At 67.7% G+C, this 23219-nt stretch carries 17 protein-coding genes and 1 other RNA gene; 10 read left to right on the top strand and 8 right to left on the bottom strand.

Annotation, left to right across the window (positions count from 1 at the left end; all coding sequences use genetic code 11):
- Positions 1-29: 29 nt before the first annotated feature.
- Complete coding sequence (locus tag ACOQFS_RS16345; protein ID WP_421563881.1) at positions 30-1508, bottom strand: exopolyphosphatase; 1479 nt, start codon at positions 1506-1508, stop codon at positions 30-32.
- Positions 1509-1767: 259 nt separating this feature from the next.
- Here ACOQFS_RS16345 and pstS point away from each other — a divergent pair, with 259 nt between their 5' ends.
- The 7 genes from pstS (at position 1768) to phoR (ending at position 8684) form a co-directional block, all read left to right on the top strand.
- A complete protein-coding gene (gene pstS / locus ACOQFS_RS16340; RefSeq protein ID WP_421563880.1) occupies positions 1768-2793 on the top strand; it encodes a phosphate ABC transporter substrate-binding protein PstS in 1026 nt (341 codons plus the stop codon).
- Between the two features lie 109 nt (positions 2794-2902).
- Positions 2903-3892, top strand: coding sequence for a phosphate ABC transporter permease subunit PstC (gene pstC / locus ACOQFS_RS16335; protein WP_421563879.1), 990 nt, complete (start codon positions 2903-2905; stop codon positions 3890-3892).
- Between the two features lie 64 nt (positions 3893-3956).
- On the top strand, positions 3957-4811 hold the full coding sequence (pstA, locus tag ACOQFS_RS16330) for a phosphate ABC transporter permease PstA (RefSeq protein ID WP_421563878.1): 855 nt from the start codon (positions 3957-3959) through the stop codon (positions 4809-4811).
- 58 nt (positions 4812-4869) lie between these two features.
- Positions 4870-5658, top strand: a complete 789-nt coding sequence (gene pstB, locus ACOQFS_RS16325) for a phosphate ABC transporter ATP-binding protein PstB (RefSeq protein WP_421563877.1) — start codon at positions 4870-4872, stop codon at positions 5656-5658.
- 88 nt (positions 5659-5746) lie between these two features.
- Positions 5747-6448 (top strand): phosphate signaling complex protein PhoU, encoded by a 702-nt coding sequence (gene phoU / locus ACOQFS_RS16320; RefSeq protein WP_421563876.1) that lies wholly within the window; start codon positions 5747-5749, stop codon positions 6446-6448.
- 23 nt (positions 6449-6471) lie between these two features.
- Positions 6472-7179 (top strand): phosphate regulon transcriptional regulator PhoB, encoded by a 708-nt coding sequence (gene phoB, locus ACOQFS_RS16315; RefSeq protein ID WP_409833730.1) that lies wholly within the window; start codon positions 6472-6474, stop codon positions 7177-7179.
- A gap of 164 nt (positions 7180-7343) precedes the next feature.
- A complete protein-coding gene (phoR, locus tag ACOQFS_RS16310) occupies positions 7344-8684 on the top strand; it encodes a phosphate regulon sensor histidine kinase PhoR (RefSeq protein ID WP_421563875.1) in 1341 nt (446 codons plus the stop codon).
- Here phoR and ACOQFS_RS16305 read toward each other — a convergent pair.
- The 5 genes from ACOQFS_RS16305 to trxA form a co-directional block, all read right to left on the bottom strand.
- Positions 8638-10008: an MATE family efflux transporter gene (locus ACOQFS_RS16305; RefSeq protein ID WP_421563874.1), complete on the bottom strand. Its 1371-nt coding sequence runs from the start codon at positions 10006-10008 to the stop codon at positions 8638-8640. The two genes, phoR and ACOQFS_RS16305, sit on opposite strands and share 47 nt — an antisense overlap.
- Entirely contained in the window at positions 10008-11708 is a 1701-nt protein-coding gene (locus ACOQFS_RS16300; protein WP_421563873.1) for a hypothetical protein, read from the bottom strand. Before ACOQFS_RS16300 ends, ACOQFS_RS16305 begins: the two co-directional genes overlap by 1 nt.
- Before the next feature lie 112 nt (positions 11709-11820).
- Positions 11821-12075 (bottom strand): type B 50S ribosomal protein L31, encoded by a 255-nt coding sequence (locus ACOQFS_RS16295; protein ID WP_124510676.1) that lies wholly within the window; start codon positions 12073-12075, stop codon positions 11821-11823.
- Between the two features lie 92 nt (positions 12076-12167).
- Positions 12168-13430: a transcription termination factor Rho gene (rho, locus tag ACOQFS_RS16290; RefSeq protein ID WP_060987513.1), complete on the bottom strand. Its 1263-nt coding sequence runs from the start codon at positions 13428-13430 to the stop codon at positions 12168-12170.
- Between the two features lie 275 nt (positions 13431-13705).
- Entirely contained in the window at positions 13706-14038 is a 333-nt protein-coding gene (trxA, locus tag ACOQFS_RS16285) for a thioredoxin TrxA (protein WP_099656170.1), read from the bottom strand.
- A 110-nt stretch (positions 14039-14148) separates the two neighbouring features.
- Between trxA and ACOQFS_RS16280 the strand changes: the two genes are divergently transcribed.
- From ACOQFS_RS16280 to ACOQFS_RS16270, 3 genes are all read left to right on the top strand, one after another.
- Positions 14149-16725 (top strand): PD-(D/E)XK nuclease family protein, encoded by a 2577-nt coding sequence (locus ACOQFS_RS16280; protein ID WP_421563872.1) that lies wholly within the window; start codon positions 14149-14151, stop codon positions 16723-16725.
- A gap of 159 nt (positions 16726-16884) precedes the next feature.
- Positions 16885-20382: a UvrD-helicase domain-containing protein gene (locus ACOQFS_RS16275; RefSeq protein WP_421563871.1), complete on the top strand. Its 3498-nt coding sequence runs from the start codon at positions 16885-16887 to the stop codon at positions 20380-20382.
- 78 nt (positions 20383-20460) lie between these two features.
- On the top strand, positions 20461-21846 hold the full coding sequence (locus ACOQFS_RS16270) for a TIGR03862 family flavoprotein (RefSeq protein ID WP_421563870.1): 1386 nt from the start codon (positions 20461-20463) through the stop codon (positions 21844-21846).
- A 129-nt stretch (positions 21847-21975) separates the two neighbouring features.
- Here the strand turns inward: ACOQFS_RS16270 and ACOQFS_RS16265 are convergent, their stop codons facing one another.
- Together ACOQFS_RS16265 and ffs are read right to left on the bottom strand one after the other, a co-directional pair.
- Positions 21976-22722, bottom strand: coding sequence for a hypothetical protein (locus ACOQFS_RS16265; RefSeq protein WP_421563869.1), 747 nt, complete (start codon positions 22720-22722; stop codon positions 21976-21978).
- Between the two features lie 320 nt (positions 22723-23042).
- Positions 23043-23139: signal recognition particle sRNA small type (gene ffs, locus ACOQFS_RS16260), an RNA gene on the bottom strand.
- Between the last annotated feature and the right edge of the window lie 80 nt (positions 23140-23219).

The following is a 23219-nucleotide window of genomic DNA, read 5'->3' as shown; positions in this document are numbered from 1 at the left end:
AAACAGTTTATACCGTTTATCAAGGCTGCTCAAGACAGCTCTGCCACCAGCTCCCATGGTGTCTTTTGCCAGGCGCCCATTTCTTCGCGCACAAGGTGCGCTGACTGCGGATAGGCGGCGCTCCAGCCCGCACGGGTGGCCAGGTGAAAACGCTGCGCGTCGCGCCGCAGCGTCAGGCCGCGCGTATCGGGGGCGCGCCGTGCGTGGCACAGCGCCACGGCAAGCCGCAGACTCAGAAGTTGCAGGACAAACACCGGGTCGTCGAAGTCCACATCCAGCTTGCGGACCTTTCCGCGCTGGCCTTGCACCAATTGGCCGAGCCGGTGCAACTCGGGCAGCGCGAAACCGGCGGCATCGGTGTTGTCCAGAATGTAGGCGCCATGCCGGTGGTGGTCGCCGTGCGAAACGATGCAGCCGATTTCATGAAGGCGCGCCGCCCACTCGAGCTTGCGCGATGCACGTTCGCTCCCCGCCGGCGCTGCCTGCTCGAACAGGGCGCAAGCCGTGCGGGCCACACGCTCTGCGTGCTCCATGTCCACGCCAAACCGGTGCATCAGGCCGTTGACAGTGCTGGTGCGCAGGTCGGTGCCCGGCTGCTCCCGGTCCAGCAGGTCATACAGCGCGCCCTGGCGCAGCGCGCCCTGGGCCACCTGCATCTGCCGGATTTCCAGCAAGTCAAACACGGCCCGAAGCACGCTGATGCCTCCGCCGATGACGGCTCTGCGCTCATCCTTGAGGCCATCCATGCGCACGCGATCGGCGGACTGCGCACGCAACAACCTGTCTTGCAGCCAGTGCAGCCCATCGAGGGTGATCACACCCTCCGCCCCACCGGCTGCCGCGAGCACGTCGCCGACGGCGCCCGCAGTTCCGGAGGAGCCGTAGGCCACGTCCCAGGTGTCGGGGCGAAACGTTGCGAGGGCTTCGTCCAGTACCGCCTTCGCGGCGATCTCGGCGGCCAGAAAGGCCTGTGGCGTGAATTCACCCCGGGCAAAGTAGCGCTGCGACCAGGCGACGCTGCCCACGCGGAACGAGGCCACCGCGTGGGGGGTGAACTGCTGGCCGAGGATGAGTTCGGTCGACCGTCCGCCGATGTCGACCACCAGGCGGCGCTCGTCGGACTGCGGCAGCAGCCGTGCCACACCCTGGTAGATCAGCCGCGCTTCCTCCGGGCCGGACACCACGTCGATGGGGTAGCCCAGCACATCGCGGCCCCGGGCCAGAAACTCGTCCCGGTTGCGCGCCTCGCGCAGCGTCTGCGTTGCGACGGCCCGCACCTGGCTGGGCGGAAATCCGGCCAGGCGCTCGCCGAAGCGCGCAAGGCACGCCCACCCTCGCTCCATGGCTTCGCGGGTCAGGTTGCGGTTCTCGTCCAGGCCATTTCCCTGGCGCACGGTTTCCTTCAGGTACTCCACCCGCTGGATGTGGCCAAACTCATAACGCCCGATTTCAAGGCGGAAACTGTTGGAGCCGAGATCGACCGCGGCGAGTCGTGTGCCGTTCTGCATGGAATTATTGAAGCTGCTTGCCCCGGCATCGTACCGCGAGCGCGGCGCCGTGACGCCGCTGCGGCACTTCTGGGCGCAAGGGCCCGGGCGGGGGAGCACTCGGGCAGTTTCTCTGTGCGCGATGACGGTTTTGTGACATCGCAATCCCGTTGAAATGTTTCGGCAGAAGGGGTGGATGGGGAGGTTTTGTCACCGAACTGTCATCTTGCCGCCCTAAAGTCCCACCTGTTCCTGTCAACCCTAGCCAAGAAGGTATCGAATGAAACGCACATTTCTCAAATCCGTCGCGGTAGCGCTGGCCAGCGTGGCTGTAGGTAGCGCCGCCTTTGCGGCTGACATCACTGGCGCTGGGGCTACATTCCCGTTCCCCATGTACGCCAAGTGGGCTGAGGCCTACAAGAAGGAAACCGGCACCGGCCTGAACTACCAGTCGATCGGCTCGTCCGGCGGCATCCGCCAGATCCGTGCCAAGACCGTGGTCTTTGGCGCCACCGACGCCCCCGTCTCCGGCGCCGATCTGGACAAGGATGGCATGGTGCAGTTCCCCGCCATCATTGGCGGCACCGTGCCTGTGATCAATCTGGACGGCTTCAAGCCCGGCGAACTGCGTGTGACCGGCCCGGTGCTGGCAGAGATGTTCCTGGGCAAGATCAGCAAGTGGAACGACGCCAAGCTGGCAGCCCTGAATCCCGGCAAGAACCTGCCCGACCAGGCCATCACGGTGGTGCACCGCGCCGACGGCTCGGGCACCACCTTCAACTGGACCGACTACCTGTCGGCCGTGAGCAAGGAGTGGGCGGACACGGTGGGCAAGGGCGCTGCCGTGAAGTGGCCCGCCGCCTCCTCGGTGGGCGGCAAGGGCAATGAAGGCGTGGCCGCCAACGTGACCCGTGTGAAGGGCGCGGTGGGCTACGTGGAATACGCGTACGTCAAGAAGAACAACATGAACTTCCTGCAGCTGCAGAACGCCGATGGCAAGTATGTGAGCCCGGACGACAAGACGTTTGCGGCGGCCGCTGCCGGCGCCGACTGGTTCAGCGTTCCCGGCATGGGCATCTCCATGGTCAATGCCAAGGGTGCCGACAGCTGGCCCGTGAGCACGGCGTCGTTCATCCTGATGTACAAGGACCCTGCAGACAAGGCCCAGTCGGCCGAAGTGCTGAAGTTCTTTGACTGGGCTTTTAAGAACGGCAAGGGCATGGCTGCAGACCTGGATTATGTGCCGCTGCCTGACAGCCTGACCGCCGAAATCCGCTCCAAGGTGTGGTCGCAAATCAAGAAGTAAGCAGTCTGCTCCAAAATAGCGCCCATGGGTCGGCCTGGCTGGCCGATGGGCGCTGGTTTGTGGAGTCTCCAGAAGCCAGTTGGGAGTCAACATGAGCGTGGGAACCACCATGAGTTCACAAACCGCACCTGCCAAGCTGGCGGATGCACCCACCAAGTCCATGGTGTCGATTGCTCGGCGGCAACGGCTTCAGGACATTTTTTTCCATCGGCTGACGCAAAGCCTGTCCCTGCTGGTGCTGGCTGCGCTGCTGGGCATCATCGTTTCGCTGTTCGTCTACGCGTGGCCCACGTTCCACAAGTTCGGGGCGCAGTTCATCTGGCGCGTGGAATGGGACATCATCAATGAAGAATTCGGTGCGGCGATCGCCATCGTCGGCACCCTGGCCAGTGCTGGCATCGCGCTGCTGATTGCGGTGCCGCTCGCGTTTGGCATTGCGCTTTTCCTGACGGAGACCTGCCCGGTCTGGCTGCGCCGCCCGCTGGGCACCGCCGTCGAGTTGCTGGCGGCCGTGCCGTCCATCATCTACGGCATGTTCGGCCTGTTCGTGTTTGCGCCCCTGTTTGCCGACTATTTCCAGATGCCGGTGCAAAAGCTGCTGGGCTCCATGCCGCTGGTGGGCTTTCTGTTCGGCGGCAGCACCAACGGCTTCGGCATTCTGGCCGCCGGCATTGTGCTGGCGTTCATGGTGCTGCCCTTCGTGGCAGCGGTGATGCGCGACGTGTTCGAGATCGTGCCCCCCATCCTGCGCGAATCGGCCTATGGCCTGGGCTGCACGACCTGGGAAGTGGTTCGCCGCGTGGTGCTGCCCTACACGCAAAAGGGCGTGATCGGCGGGATCATGCTGGGCCTGGGTCGCGCGCTGGGCGAGACCATGGCCGTCACCTTCGTGATCGGCAATGCCAACCGCATGCCCACATCGCTGTTCTCGCCAGGTACCTCCATCGCTTCGACCCTGGCCAACGAGTTTGGCGAAGCCGCGGATTTCCATCTCTCCACACTGTTCGCGCTGGGCTTCCTGCTGTTCGTGATCACTTTTGTGGTGCTGTCGGCGGCCAAGATCATGATGCTGCGCGCCGAGAAGGCCAAGGGCCTGTAACGGTGCAGGCCGCAACCGCGATCGACCCCGCCCCCAGCGAAACCGTTCAAGAGACGTAGCCACCATGGAATTCAATCAACAACTCTACAAAAAGCGGCAGCGCTCCAACGCCGTGGGCCTCACGCTGTCGCTGGGCGCGATGGTGCTGGGCCTGGCCGTGCTGCTCTGGATCCTGAGCGTGCTGCTGGCCAATGGCTTTGCCGCGCTCGACTGGAACATGTTCACCCAGTCCACCCCGGCGCCGGGCTCGGAAGGGGGAGGGCTTGCCAACGCCATCGTCGGCAGCCTGATGATGGTGGGCTTCACGGTGCTGGTCTCCACACCCATCGGCGTGCTGGCGGGTGTCTACCTGGCCGAATACAGCGAGCAAAGCAAGATTGCCGAGCTCACCCGTTTCGTGACCGACATCATGCTGTCGGCCCCCTCCATCGTGCTGGGTCTGTTCGTGTATGCGATTGCGGTGGCCACAGTGGGTAATTTCTCCGGCTGGGCGGGCAGCCTGGCGCTCTCGCTCATCGCCGTGCCCGTGGTCGTGCGCACCACGGAGAACATGCTGCGCCTGGTGCCGGGCAGCCTGCGCGAAGCCGCTTTTGCGCTGGGCGCGCCGCGCTGGAAGGTGTCCACCATGGTCACCCTGCGCGCCGCCCGCAGCGGCGTGATGACCGGCCTGCTGCTGGCGGTGGCCCGCATCAGCGGCGAGACCGCTCCACTGCTGTTCACGGCGCTGAACAACCAGTTCTTCAGCACCAACATGAACGCCCCCATGGCCAACCTGCCTGTGGTGATCTTCCAGTTCGCGCTCAGCCCATATGAAAACTGGGTCCGTCTGGCCTGGGGTGGCGCCTTGCTGATCACGCTGTCGGTGCTGGTGCTCAACATCGTGGCCCGTGTGTTCCTGCGCGAGAAGAGCCGCAGCTGACGCATCCACACCCCCGTCTTCCCGATACGAACAACGTCTCCAATCCCAGGATCTGACAATGAACGCCACCGCCACCGCCGCAGCACCCGCCGTCAAGAACGCGCTGGAGCTGCGCAATCTGAGCTTCTTCTACGGCAAGTTCCAGGGCCTGCGCAATGTGAGTCTGAACATCGCAGAGCACAAGGTCACCGCCTTCATCGGCCCCTCGGGCTGCGGCAAGTCCACGCTGCTGCGCACGCTCAACCGCATGTACAGCCTGTACCCCGGCCAGCGCGCCGAAGGCTCCATCAACTTCTACGGCCAGGACATCCTGGACCCCAAGCAGGACATCAACCTGCTGCGCGCCCGCATCGGCATGGTGTTCCAGAAGCCCACGCCGTTTCCCATGTCCATCTACGACAACATTGCCTTTGGCGTGAAGCTGTATGAGACGCTCTCCAAGAGCGAGATGGACGACCGTGTGGAATGGGCGCTGTCCAAGGCGGCGCTCTGGACCGAAGTGAAGGACAAGCTGCACCAGAGCGGGCTGTCGCTGTCCGGCGGCCAGCAGCAGCGTCTGTGCATTGCGCGCAGCGTGGCCGTGAAGCCCTCGGTGCTGCTGCTGGACGAGCCCACATCGGCGCTGGACCCGCTGTCCACCGCCAAGATCGAAGAGCTGATCGATGAGCTCAAGCACGACTACACGATCGCGATCGTGACGCACAACATGCAGCAGGCCGCGCGCTGCAGCGACTACACGGCCTACATGTACCTGGGCGAGATGATCGAGTTTGGCGCCACCGAGCAGATCTTCTTCAAGCCCGAGCGCAAAGAAACCGAGGACTACATCACCGGCCGCTTCGGCTAAGGCTTTGCTACATTGTTGATAGCTGCTTGCGCTTTATGGATAAGCGCTGGGGCCAAATTTGATTCATAACCGTGAGGTTGTACGCCAAATGCCAGACAAACATCTTTCCTCGCAGTTCGACAGTGAACTCAACAGCGTCTCCGCCCGCGTCATGGAGATGGGCGGCCTCGTGGAATCGCAGATCCGCCAGGCGGTCTACGCCCTGTCCCAGTTCAGCCTGGAGGCGGCGGACACGGTGGCTTCCATCGAAACCCGCGTGAACGCGATGGAGGTCGAGATCGACCAGGAACTGTCTTCCATCATTGCCCGCCGCCAGCCCACGGCGCGTGACCTGCGCCTGCTGCTGGCTTTCTCCAAGGCCACGGCCAACCTGGAGCGCATGGGCGACGAAGCGAACAAGATGGCCCGCATGGTGCGCTCCATCATCGAGAGCGGCGCGCCGCGCTCGCTGCCTTCGAGCGATCTGCGCACGGCGGCCGAGCTGGCCTCGGGCCTGCTGCGCAAGACGCTGGACGCGTTTGCGCGCCTGGACGTCAAGGCGGCCGTGGCCATCCTCAAGGAGGACGACCTGATCGACAAGGAGTTCGACGGCTTCGTGCGCAAGCTCATCACCTACATGATGGAAGACCCCCGCACCATCTCGCCCAGCCTGGACCTGCTGTTCCTCGCCAAGGCGATCGAGCGCATCGGAGACCATTCCAAGAACGTGGCCGAGCTGATCATCTATCTGGTCAAGGGCAAGGATGTGCGCCACACTGCCCTCGACGAGATCGAGTCGGCCGTGCTGTAAGCAGAAAGGGCTTTGGCAAACCTATGAGAAAGCTCCCACGCGTCCTCATCGTCGAGGATGAACCGGCGATTGCCGAGCTGATTGCCGTGAACCTGCGGCACAACGGCTTCCAGCCCTTCTGGGCGGAAGACGGCGACTCCGCCCAGCGCGAACTCGACGCCGTGCTGCCGGACGTCATCCTGCTCGACTGGATGCTGCCCGGGCAAAGCGGCCTGTCGCTCGCCCGCAAGTGGCGCGCCGACAGCCGCACCAAGCCCATCCCCATCCTCATGCTCACCGCGCGTGGCGACGAGCCCGACAAGATCGCCGGGCTGGACGCGGGTGCGGACGACTACATCACCAAGCCGTTCTCCACGCAGGAGCTGCTCGCGCGCATCCGCGCCGTGCTGCGCCGCCGTGCGCCCGAGCAGGTGAGCGACAGCGTCACCATCGCCGACCTGGTGCTGGACGCGGCGACATACCGGGTGTCTTTCCAGGGCCAGCCGCTCAAGGTGGGCCCGACCGAGTTCAAGCTGCTGCACTTTCTGATGAAGCACGCGGAGCGGGTGCACAGCCGCTCGCAGCTTCTGGACAAGGTGTGGGGCGACCACGTGTTCATCGAGGAGCGCACCGTGGATGTGCACGTGAAGCGTCTGCGCGAGGCGCTGGGGGCGGCTTCCGTCATGGTGGAGACGGTGCGCGGCGCTGGCTACCGGCTGACCGCACAACCGCAGGTGCAACTGCAGGCCTGACGGCGATCAGGAGCGGGCGCGGCAGCAGGCACCGTGCGGCGCGCGCAAGACCAGTGGGTCGCGCGCTGCGCCCGGTGCGTCGTCTGGCGTGCCCATTCCTGGCCTGAATGTATGGATGGGGCGCGCGAGCCGCCCCGGGTTTCTTGGAAGGCTTTGCTGACCGCATGCTGTGGCGTATTACGTATTTCCTGCTTTGGCAATTTGCGGGGGGTGGTCTGGGTTTGTGGCAAGGGGGGCCCTGGGGAGCTGCCCTGGGGGCGGCGTTGGCCGCCTGGGCCTGGTTTGTGTGGGATCTGCTGCGCGGGGTGCGGGTGCTGCGCTGGCTGCGCAACGGCGATCTGGCCGATGTGCCGGTGATGCGCGGCATCTGGGGCGAGGCCGCCGACCGCGCGCGGCGCCTGCTGCGGCGTCAGGAATCCCAGATCCGCGAAAGCCAGGACCGGTTGCAGGAAATTCTGGCTGCCCTGCAGGCCACGCCCAATGGCGTCGTGCTGCTGGACGCGCAGTGCCGCATCGAGTGGTGCAACCAGATGGCGGCCAACCAGTTCGGCTTCGATGCGCAGCGCGACGTGATGCAGTCGATCGGCAACCTGGTGAGAGACCCTGACTTCACGGCCTATCTGGCCGAGCAGGACTTTGGCAGCGATGTGGTGCTGGAAGGTCGGTTCAGCACGCCGTCGCGGCCCGTGCGCATTTCCGTGCACCTGCACCCTTACGGCGATGGCCGCACGCTGCTGCTGTCGCGCGACGTCACGGCGCTGGAGCAGGCCGATGCCATGCGGCGCGACTTCGTGGCCAACGTCTCCCACGAAATCCGCACGCCCCTGACGGTGCTGACAGGGTTCGTCGAAACCCTGCAGACGCTGCCCCTGGCGGCGGACGAGCGATCGCGCTACCTGGGCATGATGGCCCAGCAGGCACTGCGCATGCAAAGCGTCGTTCAGGACCTGCTGACCTTGTCGCGGCTGGAGGGCAGCCCGCTGCCCGGCATGGCCGAGTGGACACCGGTGCAGGCGCTGCTGACTCGTTGCGAGGACGAAGGCCGTGCGCTGTCGGCCCTGCTCACGCAGAACCAGGCGCCGCATGTGCTGCAGTTTCCGTCCGAAGACCAGCTGCGCACCGAAGGCGACATCGCCGGCGTGTCTGCCGAGCTGCAGAGCGCGATGTCCAACCTGATCAGCAACGCGGTGCGCTATACGCCGGCCGGCGGCTCCATCACGGTGGAATGGCTGCGGCTGGCGGACGGCAGCGCGGTGTTCTCCGTGCGGGACACCGGTCCAGGCATTGCGCCCGAACACATCCCGCGCCTGACGGAGCGCTTCTATCGTGTGGACCGCAGCCGCTCGCGCGAAACTGGCGGCACCGGGCTGGGGCTGGCCATCGTCAAGCACGTGCTGCAGCGCCACGGTGCGGCGCTGGATATCCGCAGCACGGTGGGCAAGGGCTCGGTGTTTTCGGTCACGTTCCCGGCAAACCGGCTGCGCGGGTTCGCGCTGCGGGGTTGACGGCCCACCACAGCATGGCCACGAACAGGGCGGCCGTTGCGGCCAGTGCCACGCTGCTGGCCGCCCAGAAGGGCGTGGGCGACTGCGCCATGACGGCCCCGGGATGCCCCGCGCCGTAGGCCAGCCAGTAGCCGCCGCCCAGCCCAGCGCCCCAGAGCAGGCCGCAGTAGGCCATCAGCGGCGCCACGGTGATGTGGTAGCAGCGCAGCACGAACACGCACACGGTCTGCAGCGCGTCCGCCACATGGTAAGCCGCCACCCAGGCGAGCACCGGCCCGGCCATGGCCACCACTGCGGCGTTGCCGGAATAGATGGCGCCTACATGGTCTTTTGCTATAAATAGCATAGCTGCCAGCGCAATACCAGTAAGCGCTGAGAGCCTAAAACCTATTGAAACGGCATGCTGCGCGCGGCCATTGTCCTGCGCGCCCAGCCAGTAACTGGTGCGGGCGCTGGTGGCGATGGCCAGCGACAGGGGCACCATGTACAGCACCGCGGCCACGTTGGCGGCGATCTGGTGCGCGGCGGACGCCGTGGTGCCTTGCCGGGCGATGAACAGCGCCATCAGCGTGAAGGATGTGACCTCCACCATCACCGCCAGGCCTGCGGGGATGCCCAGCCGCGCAAAGTTTGCCAGCGTGGGCCAGTGGGGCGGCTCCAGGCGCTGCCAGATGCCGAACGGCCTGTACAGATCCTGCGTGCGCAGCAACCACAGCGCCACGGCCAGCATGCTGCAGTTGACCACCAGCGTGGCCCAGGCGCAGCCCACCACCCCCTGCGCCGGCAGGCCGGCGCCCCCGAAGGTGAACCACACCGACAGGGGCAGCTTGACGAACAGCGCCCCCACCTGCAACACCGTCACCAGCTTGGGCCGTCCCAGTGCCTGGTTGAGCGTGCTGTAGATGCGAAACAGCAGCGCGGGCGGCAGGGCCAGTGCCAGCACGGCCAGATAGCTCTCCACCTCGCCGCGCAGGCCGGGTGGAACCTCCGTCAGGCGCAGCAGAGGGCCCGGCGCCAGCAGCACCGCCATGCCCACGGCCGATGCCGCAGCGCAGAGATACAGAGCCTGGCGCATCGAACGCCCCACGGCGTCGGTCTGCTGCGCACCGCGCTGTTCGGCCCACACGGGCAGCAACGCCTGCAGGCCGCCGATGAGTGCCACGTAGACGCTGATGAAGATCGCGGATCCGACGGACAGTGCGGCCAGCGACGCTGCGCTGTGGCGCCCCGCCACGATGGTGTCGGTCACGCCAAAGGCCATGACCGCCAGCTGGCCCGCCAGCACCGTGAGGGCGTGGCGAACGATGACGGACCGCTCCGACATCAGGGCGCGGATCCGACGCGGCGCAGCACCAGGAGCTGGTCGTTCTTGTCCGTGGGGCGGGGGAGCGTGGCCTGCAGCTCCCACAGGGCGGCGTTGACCTTGCGCTCCGACGCGGGCCAGGACGCGATGTCGGCTACCAGCCAGTCGCATTCGTCCTGCAGACCGGCGCGCGTGAGTTCCAGCCCGCCGTGGTACTGCAGGGCCGCGACCTGCGCCCGGCTCAGGCCCAGCGTCTGCACACAGCCGGGTGCCGGCCCCACCACGGCCATCACGCTGCGCACCTGCGGCGCATAGCTGCGCGCAAAGTCCAGCAGCGGCAGCCACAGCGTCATCAGCAGCAGCCAGCCCAGGGTGGCGCCGCCCGCGGGCAGCACCAGGCTCTTCCAGATCGGGGCGCGGTCGCGCGAAGCGCGCCACCACACCAGCACCGCCCAGCCCACCGTGGCCGCCAGCGCCACCGCCAGCGCAAGCGCAGAGAACTGCGGCTCAAAGCCCGGTGCCAGTTTGGCGACATTGGCGGCGGGCTTGGCAGGAAGGCCGGTCTGCATGGCGATCCAGATCACCCAGATGGCCAGCGCCGACACAGTGAAGAACAGCAGCGTGAACCAGTCGATCAGCGCGCCCACGCTGCGCCCCAGGGTGGGCAGTGCAAACGCGGCCAGCGCGGCCATCGCCGGCAGGCCCAGCAGCAGTGCACGGTCGGCGGGTGCCGTGGCCACGGTGGCGGCGATGGACAGCGCCAGAAAGCCCAGCGGCAGCAGCAGATGCCGGTGCCCCGGAAGGTTGAACACCTGTTTGCGCCAGCGCCACAGCGTCCACAACGCCATGGGCCACGCAGGCCAGCCAAACCACAGCAGCAGGCGGGCCAGGCTCTGCCATTCCTTGCCGCCTGCGGCGGTGCCCACGATCCGCCAGCGCCACAGGTCCAGCGCCAGGGCCAGCAGCGCTGCCGCCACCACCACCCCGGCAATCACCACCGCCCACCGCAGGCGCCGGTCGGCACCGCTGCCCGGCGCAAATACCACCACAGCGGCGCTGAGCGCCCCCAGCATCACGGCCAGGGCCGGCGCCCCCGCCAGCGTCAGCCCCACCGTGCCGGCCACCAGCGCACATGCCGGCGCCACCGTGCGGTAGGGCATGGCGGCCACCGCGAAGAACACCAGGGCCGTGCAGCTGAGCTGCACCACGTAGCTGGTGACTTCGTGCGAAAGCTGGGCCAGGCCCAGGCAGGCGATCAGGGCGAGCAGGCCGCCATCGGCGATGGCGCGCGCGTAGTCGGGTGCATTGGCCTCGCCGCCAAAGGCAAAGGCCACGGGTTGCGCGCCCGGACTGCGCGCCAGGTAGTACACGCCGTACCAGGTCGCCATCAGCGTCAGCACCAGCAGCGCGGCAAACGGCAGCCGCACGGCCATTTCGGCAGGCAGCCACTGAGGGGCGATCTGCATGGCCCAGGCGCCCATCCAGTAGGGCAGCAGCCCTTCGGTTTCCGGTGCCATGCCGCCCAGCAGCGGGCTGGCCCAGGAAGTGCGGCCCTGCGCAAGCTCCAGCATGTAGCCAAAGGCCGTGACGTCCGCGCTCTTCCACGGGTCCCGGCCCACGAAACCAGGCACCACATAGGCAATACAGAGCAGCAGCAGCGCCCAGCGCGGAAGCGGGCTCACCGCATTCTGGGTCACGATGGCGGGGGTGGGAGGGGTCACACGTCAGGGGCGGGGGCAGCGCGGGGCGAAGCCGCCAAGAATAAGGGCAAAAGCAAACAAAAAGGCAGCACGGTTGCCCGGGCTGCCCTTGTGCGAAAACGCAGGTGTCGAATTACTTCGCTGCGGTCTTGCCGAAACGGTTGCGGAAGCGCTCCACGCGGCCACCCATGTTGTCCACGGACTTTTGCGTGCCGGTGTAGAAGGGGTGCGATTCAGAAGAGGTGTCCAGCTTGAACAGCGGGTATTCCTTGCCTTCGAAGGTTTCCATTTCCTTCGTGTTCACGCACGAACGGGTCACGAACTTGAAACCGTTGGACAGGTCCACGAACAGAACTTCGCGGTAGTTGGGGTGAATGCCTTCTTTCATGATCTTCCTTTAGGTCAACTGCGGGAGCCGCACCGGCCAGTCCGATGTACTTTCCGCAAGAAAAAGCCCTCGATTATTGCACAGACTGAAAATCAGCCCCCGCGCCTCATCATGTCGAAGAAATCCACATTCGTTTTGGTGGCCTTCATGTTCTTGATCATGAGTTCCATCGACTCGATCTCGTCCATGTTGTACATGAACTGGCGCAGGATGCGGGTCTTCTGCAGGATCTCGGGTGCCAGCAGCAGCTCTTCGCGGCGCGTGCCGCTCTTGTTGAGTTCGATGGCGGGGAACACGCGCTTTTCGTACAGGCGGCGGTTCAGGTGGATTTCGCAGTTGCCCGTGCCCTTGAATTCTTCAAAGATCACTTCGTCCATGCGGCTGCCGGTGTCCACCAGCGCCGTGGCGATGATGGTGAGCGAGCCGCCTTCTTCGACCTTGCGCGCCGCGCCGAAGAAGCGCTTGGGGCGCTGCAGCGCGGCAGCATCCACACCGCCCGACAGCACCTTGCCGCTGGAAGGCACGACGTTGTTGTAGGCGCGGGCCAGGCGGGTGATGGAGTCGAGCAGGATCACCACGTCCTTCTTGAGTTCGACCAAGCGCTTGGCGCGCTCGATCACCATCTCGGCCACATGCACGTGGCGGGCGGCGGGCTCGTCAAAGGTCGATGCAATGATGTCGCCCTTGACCGTGCGCTGCATTTCGGTCACTTCTTCGGGGCGCTCGTCCACCAGCAGCACCATCAGGTGCACATCGGGGTTGTTGGCCGTGATGGCGTGAGCGATGTGCTGCATCATCACCGTCTTGCCGCTCTTGGGGGGCGCCACGATCAGCGCGCGCTGGCCTCGGCCGATGGGGGCAATGATGTCGATGATGCGGCCGGTGATGTTCTCGTCGCCCTTGATGTCGCGCTCCAGGCGCATCTGTTCCTTCGGGAACAGCGGTGTCAGGTTTTCGAACATCACCTTGTGCTTGTTCTGCTCCGGCGGGCCGCCGTTCACCGAGTCCAGCTTGGTGAGGGCAAAGTAGCGCTCGCCGTCCTTGGGCGTGCGCACCTCGCCTTCGATCATGTCGCCCGTGTGCAGGTTGAAGCGGCGCACCTGGCTGGGGCTGATGTAGATGTCGTCGGTGCTGGCCGTGAAGCTGGTGTCGGGGCTGCGCAGAAAACCGAACCCGTCCGGCAGGATTTCCAGCACGCCATCCGCAAACACCTGCTCGCCGGCTTTGGCGCGCTTCTTGATGATCGCAAACATCAGCTCCTGTTTGCGCATGCGGCCGGTGTTTTCGATTTCGAGTTCTTCGGCTTGCTTCAGGACTTCAGACACGTGCAGTGCCTTGAGTTCGTTTAAGTGCATGGAGTGACTCCTGGGCGGAGCTGGTAAGAATCTTGGGGGGTGGGGGCGGGTGCCGGAAGGGCTGCTGTTTGCAGGCCCGGCCCGCCGGGGATCAGGGACCGGCTGCCAATGCGTGCAGGCCGGTGATCTGGGGGAATTATGACAGGAAAAAATCCGGGGCTTCAGGGGCTCGGGTGCTGGTTGCGGTCCGTTTGTGCCAGGCCGCGGCGCGTGCCGCTGGCAGGCCATCCCTGAAGCACCCCGCAGCGGGCGTTGCTGCTGCGGGGCTTGCGAAATCAGGCCAGTTGCTGGTCGATGAAAGCGGTGAGCTGGGCCTTGCTCATGGCGCCCACCTTGGTGGCGGCCAGTTGGCCGTCCTTGAAGAGCATCAGCGTGGGGATGCCGCGGATGCCGAACTTGGCGGGGATCTCGCGGTTTTCGTCCACGTTCATCTTGGCGATCTGCAGTTTGCCCTGGTAGGTGCCTGCGACTTCGTCGAGGATGGGGGCAATCATCTTGCAGGGGCCACACCATTCGGCCCAGTAGTCCACCAGCACGGGCGTGCCGGGTTGCAGAACGTCGGCTTCAAAGCTGGCGTCGGAGACGTGTTTGATGAGTTCGCTGGCCATGGCGGATTCCTTGTATCTGGGGCGGGTTGCAAGCGGTATACGTTTAAAGTCTGGCGATTGTGACAGAAACCCATTCCACGTTCACCGTTATGGCCGGGCCTTGCGACGCTATGACTGTCATAGCGAGAAGCGATCAGTGCGATGCCTTGTGGACTGCAGTGCTGGCCCGTGTGCAGGCGCACATGCAGGCCCGGGGCGCCCATCCGGCGCGCACGGTGGTGCTGGTGCCCTATGCCCAGCTCATGCCGCTTGCGCAGCGCTATTGGGCCGCATACTGCCCCGACGGTTTCTCACCCCGGTTTGAAACCACGCGCAACTGGGCTCGCCAGTTGTCAGCGTTTGTGCCCCTGGGCAGCGATCTGGCGGGCGACGTGGCGTGCGATGCGCTGACCGCCCGCACCTTGCTGGACCAGGCGGGGCTTGCAGCGCAGCGCGATGTGCTGGCCGCACCGCTGCAGGAGGGCGCGGCCCAGCTGGCGGCGGCCGTGGCGGCCGTGCCCCCGGCCGAGCGGGCGGCCTGGGCCGTCCGCGCGCGCGGCCTGCTTGCAGAGCCGGACGAGGGGTCGGCGCTGCGGCTGGAGGCCGCGGTGGCCCGCATCGCACTGGAATGGGCGCTGGCTTCGCGGCACGCCACCGATGTGCTGTTCGAGCCGGGTGTGCTCCAGGCGGTGGACGCGCTGGTGGTGTTGCAGGGGTTTCAAGAAGACCCCCTGGCCCGCGCGCTGCAGGCCCACTGGGGTGACAAGGCGGTGGCCCTGGCGCTGGCGCCAGAGGGTGCCCCCGCAGCGCACGGCGCCGTGGTCACCGGCGCCGTCGCCCTGCATGCCGCCCACGATGCCGAAGACGAAGCCCAGCGCGCAGCCGCCTGCGTGCTGGCCCATATTGCCGCAGGCCGCACCCCGGTGGCGCTGGCTGCCAACGACCGCGCCCTCACGCGCCGCATCAGCGCCCACCTGGCCAGCAGCGGCGTGTCCGTGCGCGACGAGAACGGCTGGACCCTGTCCACCACCCGCGCTGCGGCCCAGCTGATGGCGGCGCTCAAGGCCTGCGCGTGGAATGCCTCGGCCGACGAGGTGCTGGACTGGCTCAAGCACGCTCCCGTGCTGCCTGCGGCCACCGTCAACACCCTGGAGCGCGCCCTGCGCCGGGCCGCCGTGGCCGCGTGGGCCAACGCGCCAGGCGCGGCAGGCGCCCCGGGCCATGGCGAGGGCCAGGCCGCGCTCGCCGCCTGCGTGGAACAGGTCGATGCCTGGCGCAAGCCGCTGTCTGCCCCGCGCACCCTGGTGCAATGGCTGGGCGCGCTGCGCGAACTGCTGGCGGCCAGCGGGCAGTGGGCGCTGCTGGAGGCCGACGCCGCAGGCCAGCGCGTGCTGGCCGCGCTGCGGCTGCAGCCCGGGCAAGAGGCGGAACCCGCGGGCTGGAGCGGAGCGGGCCGCCGCATGGCGCTGGCCGAGTTCACCCGATGGGCCAACGAGGTGCTCGAAGCCGCGCGCTTTGTGCCGCTGCAGCCCGGCGAGGTGCCGGTGACCGTGCTGCCCATGCCCCAGTTGCTGGCGCGCCCCTTTGCCGCGCTGGTGCTGCCCGGCTGCGATGAAAAGCGCCTGCAGGCTGCCCCCGAGCCGCCGGGCGAATGGACCGCGCAGCAGCGCCAGGCCTTCGGCTTGCCCACGCGCGACACCCTGGAGGCCGCACAGCGCGCCGCCTGGCAGCAGGCGCTGCGCACGCCCGTGGTGGATGTGCTGTGGCGCACGGGCGACGAGGGGGGCGAGCCCCTGCTGGCCAGCCCGCTGGTGCTGGCCCTGCACCTGGACGGCACGGCCGCACCGGGCGCCGACGGCCGCAGCCCGCGCACCGTGGCCGCGCAGCCCACCGCGCGCCCCACGCCCAGCGGTCAGGCGCTGCCGGTGCAGCGGCTGTCCTCCACCGCGTATTCCGACCTGCGGCACTGCCCCTACCGGTTCTTTGCGCTGCGGCAGCTGGGTCTGCAGGAGTCCGACGAACTGGCGGCCGAAGTGGACAAGCGCGACTTTGGCAACTGGCTGCACGCCGTGCTGCAGCAGTTCCACGAGTCGCTGCGGGACGCGCCCACCGACGACGCGGCCGCGCGCGTGGCGCGCATGGACAGTGCCGCGCAGGCCGTCACCCAGGCGCAGCGCCTGGGAGAGGGCGAATTCCTGCCGTTTGCCGCAGGCTGGCCCCAGGTGCGCGACGGCTATTTGCGCTGGCTGGCACAGCACGAAAGCGCGGGTGGGCTCTTTCGCCAGGCCGAGGTGAAGACCGCGCAGCCGCTGGGCACGCTGCAGCTGGTGGGCACCATCGACCGCATCGACAGCGTGTCGACCACCGGCGAGCCCGCCACCCTGGTCATCGACTACAAGACCGAAAACGACGCCGCCACCCGCAAGCGCATCGGCGCAGGCGCCGAGGACACGCAACTCGCGTTCTATGCCGCGCTGCTGAGCCACGACACCCTGCGTGCCGCCTATGTGAACGTGGGTGAGCGCGGCGAAACACAGATGCACGAGCAGGACGAGGTGGTGCACCTGCGCGACCTGCTGGTGGATGGCATCCGGCACGACTTTGAACGCATTGCCGCCGGGACCCCCATGCCCGCGCTGGGCGAGGGCGCCGTGTGCGACTACTGCGCAGCCCGCGGCCTGTGCCGGAAAGACTTCTGGAATGAATAGAAGAGGGCACCCCCCTGTGGCGCTGCGCGCCTTCACCCCCTCTCTGGGCTGCGCCGGGAGGGGGGACGACACCCTCGCTGCGGGGCGGCCCTTGCTCGGTGTCCCCGCGCCCGGGCCGCGCCGGTTCCAGCCGCCGACCCCTCACCGCCGTTCGAGGGGATGCATCCCATGAACGCCGCCTACGAACACAACGGCCAGCCCGTCTCGCGCGAGGCTTTCTACGCCATCGCCTGCGACCCCGCGCGCAGCGTGGCCGTGGAGGCCTGCGCCGGTGCCGGCAAGACCTGGATGCTGGTGTCGCGCATGCTGCGCGCCTTGCTGGACGGCAGCGCACCGCACGAGATCCTGGCCATCACCTTCACCAAGAAGGCGGCGGGCGAGATGCGCCAGCGTCTGCAGGAGTGGCTCGAAGCGTTCGCCCATGCGCCGCTGGCGGACCTGGCGCGTGAGCTGGTTTCAAGAGGAATCAGCCCTGAGCGCGCTCTGGATAAGCGCGAGGCGCTACAAAATTTATACCGCCAGATGCTGGCCAGCGGGCGCCCCGTGCAGATCCGCACCTTTCACAGCTGGTTTGCGGCCCTGCTGGGCACCGCGCCCGTGGCGCTGCTGCAAGACCGGGGCCTGCCCGCCCGCTTCGAGCTGCTTGAAGACGACGCCGAGGCCGTGCGCGAGGTGTGGGGGCCCTTTTTGCAGGCGGTGGCCGACAGCCCAAGCCTGCGTGCCGACTATGAGGCCGTGGTGGCACGCCACGGCCGCTCGCAAACGCACAAGGCCCTGGCCGCAGCGCTGGCCAAGCGGGTGGAATTCGACCTGGCCGATGCGGCCGGTGTGGTCGATGCGTCGGTGCCGCCGTTCCAGCTGGCGTACCCCGAACTGGCAGCTTTTGCCGGGCCTGCCGAGGCGCTGCAAGGCGAGGCGAGCCGCCAGCGCTGGCTGGCCCGTGCCCGGGCGTTGGGCACCGAAGCCAAACAGACCCCGCAGAAGGCCGCCGACGCCATCATCGACGCGCTGGCATGCGCTGACGCCAACGAGGCCCTGGACGGGCTGCGCCGCGCGATGTTCGTGGCCAAGGAAGACCGCCTCACCAAGAACCTCGAAAAGTTTGCCCCCGCGCAGGAGGCCGAGCCCGAACTGCAACGCCTGCTCATGGCACGGCGCCAGCACGAGGCCTGGCAACACCAGCAGCGCATGGCGCGGCTCGCGCGCTGCCTGCTGGCGCAGTTCGCGGCGGTCAAGCAGCAGCACGGCTGGGTGGACATGAACGATGTGGAACGCACCGCGCTCGTCATGCTGGCCGACCCGGTGCTGGCGGGCTGGGTGCAGGAGCGGCTCGATGCCCGCATCCGCCACCTGCTGGTGGATGAGTTCCAGGACACCAACCCGCTGCAGTGGCAGGCGCTGCACGCCTGGCTGGCGGGCTATGCGGGCGCTGGCGGCGGCGCCAGCGGGCAGAACGCGCCCAGCGTGTTCATCGTGGGCGACCCCAAGCAGAGCATCTACCGATTTCGGCGGGCCGAGCCGCAGGTGTTCATTGCCGCGCAGGCCTTTGTGCGCGACGGCCTGGGCGGCGACCTGCTCAGCTGCGACCACACGCGCCGCAACGCCTCTGGCGTGATCGCCGCCGTGAACCGCGTCATGGGCGCAGCCCAGGCGCAGCACGAGACCAGCGGATTCCGCGACCACACCACCGAATCGAAAGACCCGGGCCAGCTGCTGCGCCTGCCCGCCATCCTGCCGCCGGACGGCAAGGGCAGCGGCGCCGCCGCCGACCCCTTTGCCTGGCGCGACAGCCTGACCGAGCCGCGCCACGAAGCCGAGGAAACCCAGCGCATGCGCGAGTGCGCGCAGGCCGCCGCCTGGGTGGCTGCGCAGATCGCAGCGGGTACACCGCCCAACGAAGTGCTGGTCCTGGCCCGCAAGCGCGACCGGCTCGCCAGCATGCAGGACGCCCTGCGCGCCCTGCACCTGCCCTGCGTGCAGCCCGAAAAGGCCGACCTCTTCGACGCGCCGGAGGTGCAGGACATGGTGGCGCTGCTGGATGCGCTGGTCTCGACCGGGCATGACCTGTCCTTGGCGCGCGCGCTCAAGTCGCCGCTGTTTGGCGTGGGCGACGACACGCTGGTGGCGCTGGCCGCGCTGCGCCGCCAGCCCGAGCATGCCGGGCGCAGCTGGTTTGATCTGCTTCAAAAATGTGAGCTGCCAGCGCTTGATGGTAAAGCGCTGAGGGCTGATTTGGCTCAATACAAGGCCTGGGTGGACGCGCTGCCGCCGCACGATGCGCTGCACGCCATTTACCAGCACGGTGACGTGCTGGCCCGGTTTGCGGCCGCCGCCCCGGCCGCACAGCGCATGCCGGTGCTGGCCAACCTGCGCGCGCTGCTGTCGGCCGCGCTGCAGCACGACGGCGGCCGCTACCTCACGCCCTATGCCTTTGTGCGCGCGATGAAGAAAGGCGGCGTGCGCGCCCCCGGCCGCGTGGATGCGCAGGCCGTGCGGCTGCTGACGGTGCACGGCGCCAAGGGGCTGGAGGCGCGCTGCGTGCTGCTGCTCGACACCGACACCCGCCCGCAGAAGGCCGACACCATGGGCGTGCTGGTGGACTGGCCCGGCGAGCGGGCCGAGCCTGCGGGCTTTGTCTTTCTGGCCAGCGAATCCAGCCCGCCGCCCAGCGCCGAAGCCGCGCTGGCGGCCGAGCAGCAGGCGCGCCAGCGCGAAGAGCTGAACATGCTCTATGTGGCCATGACCCGGGCCAAGCACTGCCTGGCGCTGTCGTCGGTGGCGCCCAGTGTGTCGGCCCCCGGCAGCTGGTGGAACCGGCTGGCCCCGCTGCTGGCCGATGTGGATCCTGCTGCCGATCCTGGCAACGTTACTGCCTGGACTGGCGCAGACACGGTGGGCGGCACACCCGTGGATACGTTCACGCTGGCCGAGCTGCCCCCGCTGCCGCAGGCGCTGCGCGCGCCGCAGCGGCAGAAGGACGATGCGGAGGTGGGTGTCGACGTGCTTGGGCCATCCGCGTCCACCCCTGTCTCGCGCTGGGGCGAGGCCATGCACCAGCTGCTGGAGCAGGCCGGCGTGGCCGGTGCTGCGCTGGCCAGCCTGCGCGCTGAGGGCTGGCCCGCCGCCCGCGTGGCACGGCTGGCGCTCGACTTCGACATCACCGTGGAGGCCGCACACAGCGCCGCGCAGACCGCCCAGCGCATTTTGGCGGGCGAGGGCGCGTGGGCCTGGGATGCGGCGGTGGTGGACACCGCCATCAACGAGGCCCCGCTGCGCCACCAGGGCCAGAGCCTGCGCATCGACCGGCTGGTGCACCGCCACCACCCCCCCGAGCACGCGGGCTGGTGGGTGCTGGACTACAAAAGCGCCGCGCAGCCCGAGCGCCAGCCCGCGCTGATCGCCCAGCTGCAGCGTTACCGCGCCGCCGTGCGCCAGCAGCTTCCGGGCGAAGTGGTGCGCGCCGCTTTTCTCACGGGCGACGGGCGCTGTGTGCGGGTGCCGGACGACGCGGCGCAGCCGCCAGCCGTTGCCGGTGCGGGGCCGGCGCCGGGGGTTGGCCTGGGGCATACTCTCGCCCCCGCAGCGCAGGCTGAGCCCCCGGTGGGCCGCAATGGTGCGGAACGCGCGGATGGCCCCCAGCAAGGGTCGCTCTTTTGATCATGGCCACTTCCTGATGTGGGCCCGCCTTCCCTGCCAAAGACTCCCTGCCATAGATTTCGAGCCAAAGGTTTTTTCATGAATGCACCCCTTTCTCCCTCTGCCGACGCCGACCGCAATGCAGCTACCGAACTGCGCTGCGACGCCGTCGTGGTGGGCGGTGGCCCGGCGGGCCTGATGGCGGCCGAGGTGCTGGCGCAGGGCGGCGCCGCCGCGCACGTGTTCGACGCCATGCCCTCGGTGGGCCGCAAGTTTTTGCTGGCAGGCAAGGGCGGGCTCAACCTCACGCACTCCGAAGCGCACGCGGCATTTGCCAGCCGCTTTGCGCAGCGCCAGCCGCAGATCGAGCCGCTGCTGCAGGCCTTTGGCGGGCCGCAGGTGTGCGAATGGGCGCAGGGGCTGGGCGTGCAGACTTTTGTGGGCACTTCAGGCCGGGTGTTTCCGGCCGACATGAAGGCCGCACCGCTGCTGCGCGCTTGGCTGCAGCGGTTGCGCGCGCAGGGTGTGCAGTTCCACATGCGGCACCGCTGGCAGGGCTGGGCGGACGGCGGGGCGCTGGTGTTTTCAGCGCCGACCGGTGAGGTGCGCGTGAATGCCCGCGCGGTGGTGCTGGCGTTGGGGGGCGCCAGCTGGGCGCGCCTGGGGTCGGATGGCGCGTGGGTGCCCCACCTCGCCGAGCGCGGCGTGGCGGTGGCGCCGCTGCGGCCGGCCAACTGCGGCTTCGATGTGTTGCGCGCCGACGCGCCGACCGGCGAAACGCGCCGCGCCTTCCTGCAGGAACTGATCGGCCGCACACCCAGCCCCGCCGTGGGCTGGACGCCCCATTTCACCGAGCGTTTTGTGGGCCAGCCCTTCAAGACCGTGGCGCTGGGCTTCACCGACAGCCAGGGCCGCAGCTTTCAGCGCCGGGGCGAGTTTGTCGCCACCGCCACGGGGGTGGAAGGCAGCCTGGTCTACGCCGCGTCGCATCTGTTGCGCGACGAGATCGAGGCCCATGGCCACGCCACCTTTCAGCTTGATCTGCTGCCCGACCACACGCCCGAACGGGTGCTGGTGGAGGTGCGCCACCCGCGCGGTTCGCGCTCGCTGTCCAGCCACCTCAAGAGCCGCCTGGGGCTCGACGGCATCAAGGCCGGCGTGCTGTACGAGCACCTGGGCAAGGACGGCATGAACGACCCCGTCGCCCTGGCGCATGCCATCAAGGCCCTGCCCATCACAGTGGTGGCGGCCCGGCCCATCGACGAAGCCATCAGCACGGCGGGTGGCGTCACCTTCGAGGCGCTCAACGAACACCTCATGGCCCGCGCCCTGCCCGGCGTGTTCTGTGCAGGCGAAATGCTGGACTGGGAGGCCCCCACCGGCGGCTACCTGCTCACGGCGTGCATGGCCACTGGCCGCATGGCGGGCGCTGGCGCGCTGGAGTGGATTAGGCCATCACAGCCATCGCAGCCGCAGCCGGTGTAGTAGACAACCACAACCCACTGCCAGACTTCAAAACGGGCGCGACCCTATCAGCAGACACCGAGCAAAGGCGGCCCCGCAGCGAGGGTGCCGTCCCCTCAACGCGAAACCGCGCAGCCGCTCAGGAGGGGGTCAAAATTTCGCGCGGTAGTACAGCATGGGGCCGCCCTTGCGCGCCCTCAGTACCAGGCGGGAGCTGCCCTGCAACTGCACGCCGATGGCGCCGAATTCGGGCACCAGCCCGCGCGTGCGCGAAGACGCCCATTGCACTTCCACGCGCGTACCGTAGGTGGGCGGCTGGGTTTGCCAGATCAAGCCCATGGTGTCGGGCGTTTGCGCCCAGGCTGAGACATCAAGGTGCCGCCCCGGTTGCAGTTGCGAACGCCAGCGCACCCCCAGGTCCAGCTGCATGGGCGGCGGCTGGCTGCCCGATGTGCTGCCGGTGGTGGGGCTCGGTGGTGCAGAGGGAGGGGCCGGCCCGCTCAACCCCAGGGTGACGCCAAAACGTTGGGGGCTCTGCGGCGTCAGCCAGCGGGTCAGGTCGAGATGTTGTGTGGCGTTGGAGGCGTTGCTGCCGGCGGCAAGGCTTCGCCCCATTCCGCCTGATCCGGGCAGGTCGCCCAGCTGCGGCCGTACGGCCGTGGTCAGCTCGAAAGCCGACCCCAGGCTCTGCCGCTCTGTGGTCCATTCCTCCTGCCACTCCTTCTGCCAGGCCGCGAGCGCATCGCTGCCAAATGTGCCGTCGGCCGCATATCCCGCACCGGCGGCACCCAGCGTGAGCGCCAGCGACATCGAAAGCGCGCCGAGGCAGCGGGGCGCGCGGGCAGGCTTGGCAGGGAACAACAACACGGCAATGGGCGCTGCTGAAAGGGCTGGCATGGAAACACCTGCGGAGCAAAAAAACCAGGAGTTGAAACGGATGCCGCAAAGTGTGCCCAACCCCACGCCGGCGCAGACTGCTCCGCCGCCGCATCCCGCCGTCGGATAGCGCCGACACGACAGCACGGGCGCAACCGCGCCGCCAAGGGGCGTGTTCAAGCCGCGCCAAGTGCGATCAATGCGGAGGGCAGCGAGAGGGGAAAGAAGACATCCACCGGCACAGCGCGGTGCAGGTGGAGAAGGAATGAAGAAGGAGGGAGAGGGGATTCGCGCCATGCAACGTTTCAGCCGAAACGCGACGCGAAAGGAAAAAACAGGAAGTTGACGAGCCTTACCCCCGGCACTGACTCCACGGTTAGGGCTGCTTGGTTCCCCACCTGACCCGGTTGGCCGCTTCACCATGCGAGGAGGCCCGTCACCTAGCATTCTACCCCCTGTGGCGCTGCGCGCCTTCCCCCTTCTCTCGAACCGCTGCGCGATTCGGGAAGGGGGACGCA

The sequence above is a fragment of the Paracidovorax sp. MALMAid1276 genome (assembly GCF_049198005.1).
Classification (GTDB): Bacteria; Pseudomonadota; Gammaproteobacteria; order Burkholderiales; family Burkholderiaceae_C; genus Acidovorax.
The sequence above is the reverse complement of the archived record's forward strand: the minus strand, read 5'-3'. Positions and strand labels throughout refer to the sequence as shown.

Excerpts from the sequence above, each read along its gene's own strand:
- rho (WP_060987513.1), bottom strand. The coding sequence starts at position 13,430 with ATGCACTTAAACGAACTCAAGGCACTGCACGTGTCTGAAGTCCTGAAG.
- ACOQFS_RS16270 (WP_421563870.1), top strand. The coding sequence starts at position 20,461 with ATGAATGCACCCCTTTCTCCCTCTGCCGACGCCGACCGCAATGCAGCT.
- phoB (WP_409833730.1), top strand. The coding sequence starts at position 6,472 with ATGAGAAAGCTCCCACGCGTCCTCATCGTCGAGGATGAACCGGCGATT.
- pstS (WP_421563880.1), top strand. The coding sequence starts at position 1,768 with ATGAAACGCACATTTCTCAAATCCGTCGCGGTAGCGCTGGCCAGCGTG.
- ACOQFS_RS16305 (WP_421563874.1), bottom strand. The coding sequence starts at position 10,008 with ATGTCGGAGCGGTCCGTCATCGTTCGCCACGCCCTCACGGTGCTGGCG.
- pstA (WP_421563878.1), top strand. The coding sequence starts at position 3,957 with ATGGAATTCAATCAACAACTCTACAAAAAGCGGCAGCGCTCCAACGCC.
- ACOQFS_RS16280 (WP_421563872.1), top strand. The coding sequence starts at position 14,149 with ATGACTGTCATAGCGAGAAGCGATCAGTGCGATGCCTTGTGGACTGCA.
- phoR (WP_421563875.1), top strand. The coding sequence starts at position 7,344 with ATGCTGTGGCGTATTACGTATTTCCTGCTTTGGCAATTTGCGGGGGGT.
- pstC (WP_421563879.1), top strand. The coding sequence starts at position 2,903 with ATGAGTTCACAAACCGCACCTGCCAAGCTGGCGGATGCACCCACCAAG.
- phoU (WP_421563876.1), top strand. The coding sequence starts at position 5,747 with ATGCCAGACAAACATCTTTCCTCGCAGTTCGACAGTGAACTCAACAGC.
- ACOQFS_RS16345 (WP_421563881.1), bottom strand. The coding sequence starts at position 1,508 with ATGCAGAACGGCACACGACTCGCCGCGGTCGATCTCGGCTCCAACAGT.
- ACOQFS_RS16265 (WP_421563869.1), bottom strand. The coding sequence starts at position 22,722 with ATGCCAGCCCTTTCAGCAGCGCCCATTGCCGTGTTGTTGTTCCCTGCC.
- trxA (WP_099656170.1), bottom strand. The coding sequence starts at position 14,038 with ATGGCCAGCGAACTCATCAAACACGTCTCCGACGCCAGCTTTGAAGCC.
- ACOQFS_RS16275 (WP_421563871.1), top strand. The coding sequence starts at position 16,885 with ATGCATCCCATGAACGCCGCCTACGAACACAACGGCCAGCCCGTCTCG.
- pstB (WP_421563877.1), top strand. The coding sequence starts at position 4,870 with ATGAACGCCACCGCCACCGCCGCAGCACCCGCCGTCAAGAACGCGCTG.
- ACOQFS_RS16295 (WP_124510676.1), bottom strand. The coding sequence starts at position 12,075 with ATGAAAGAAGGCATTCACCCCAACTACCGCGAAGTTCTGTTCGTGGAC.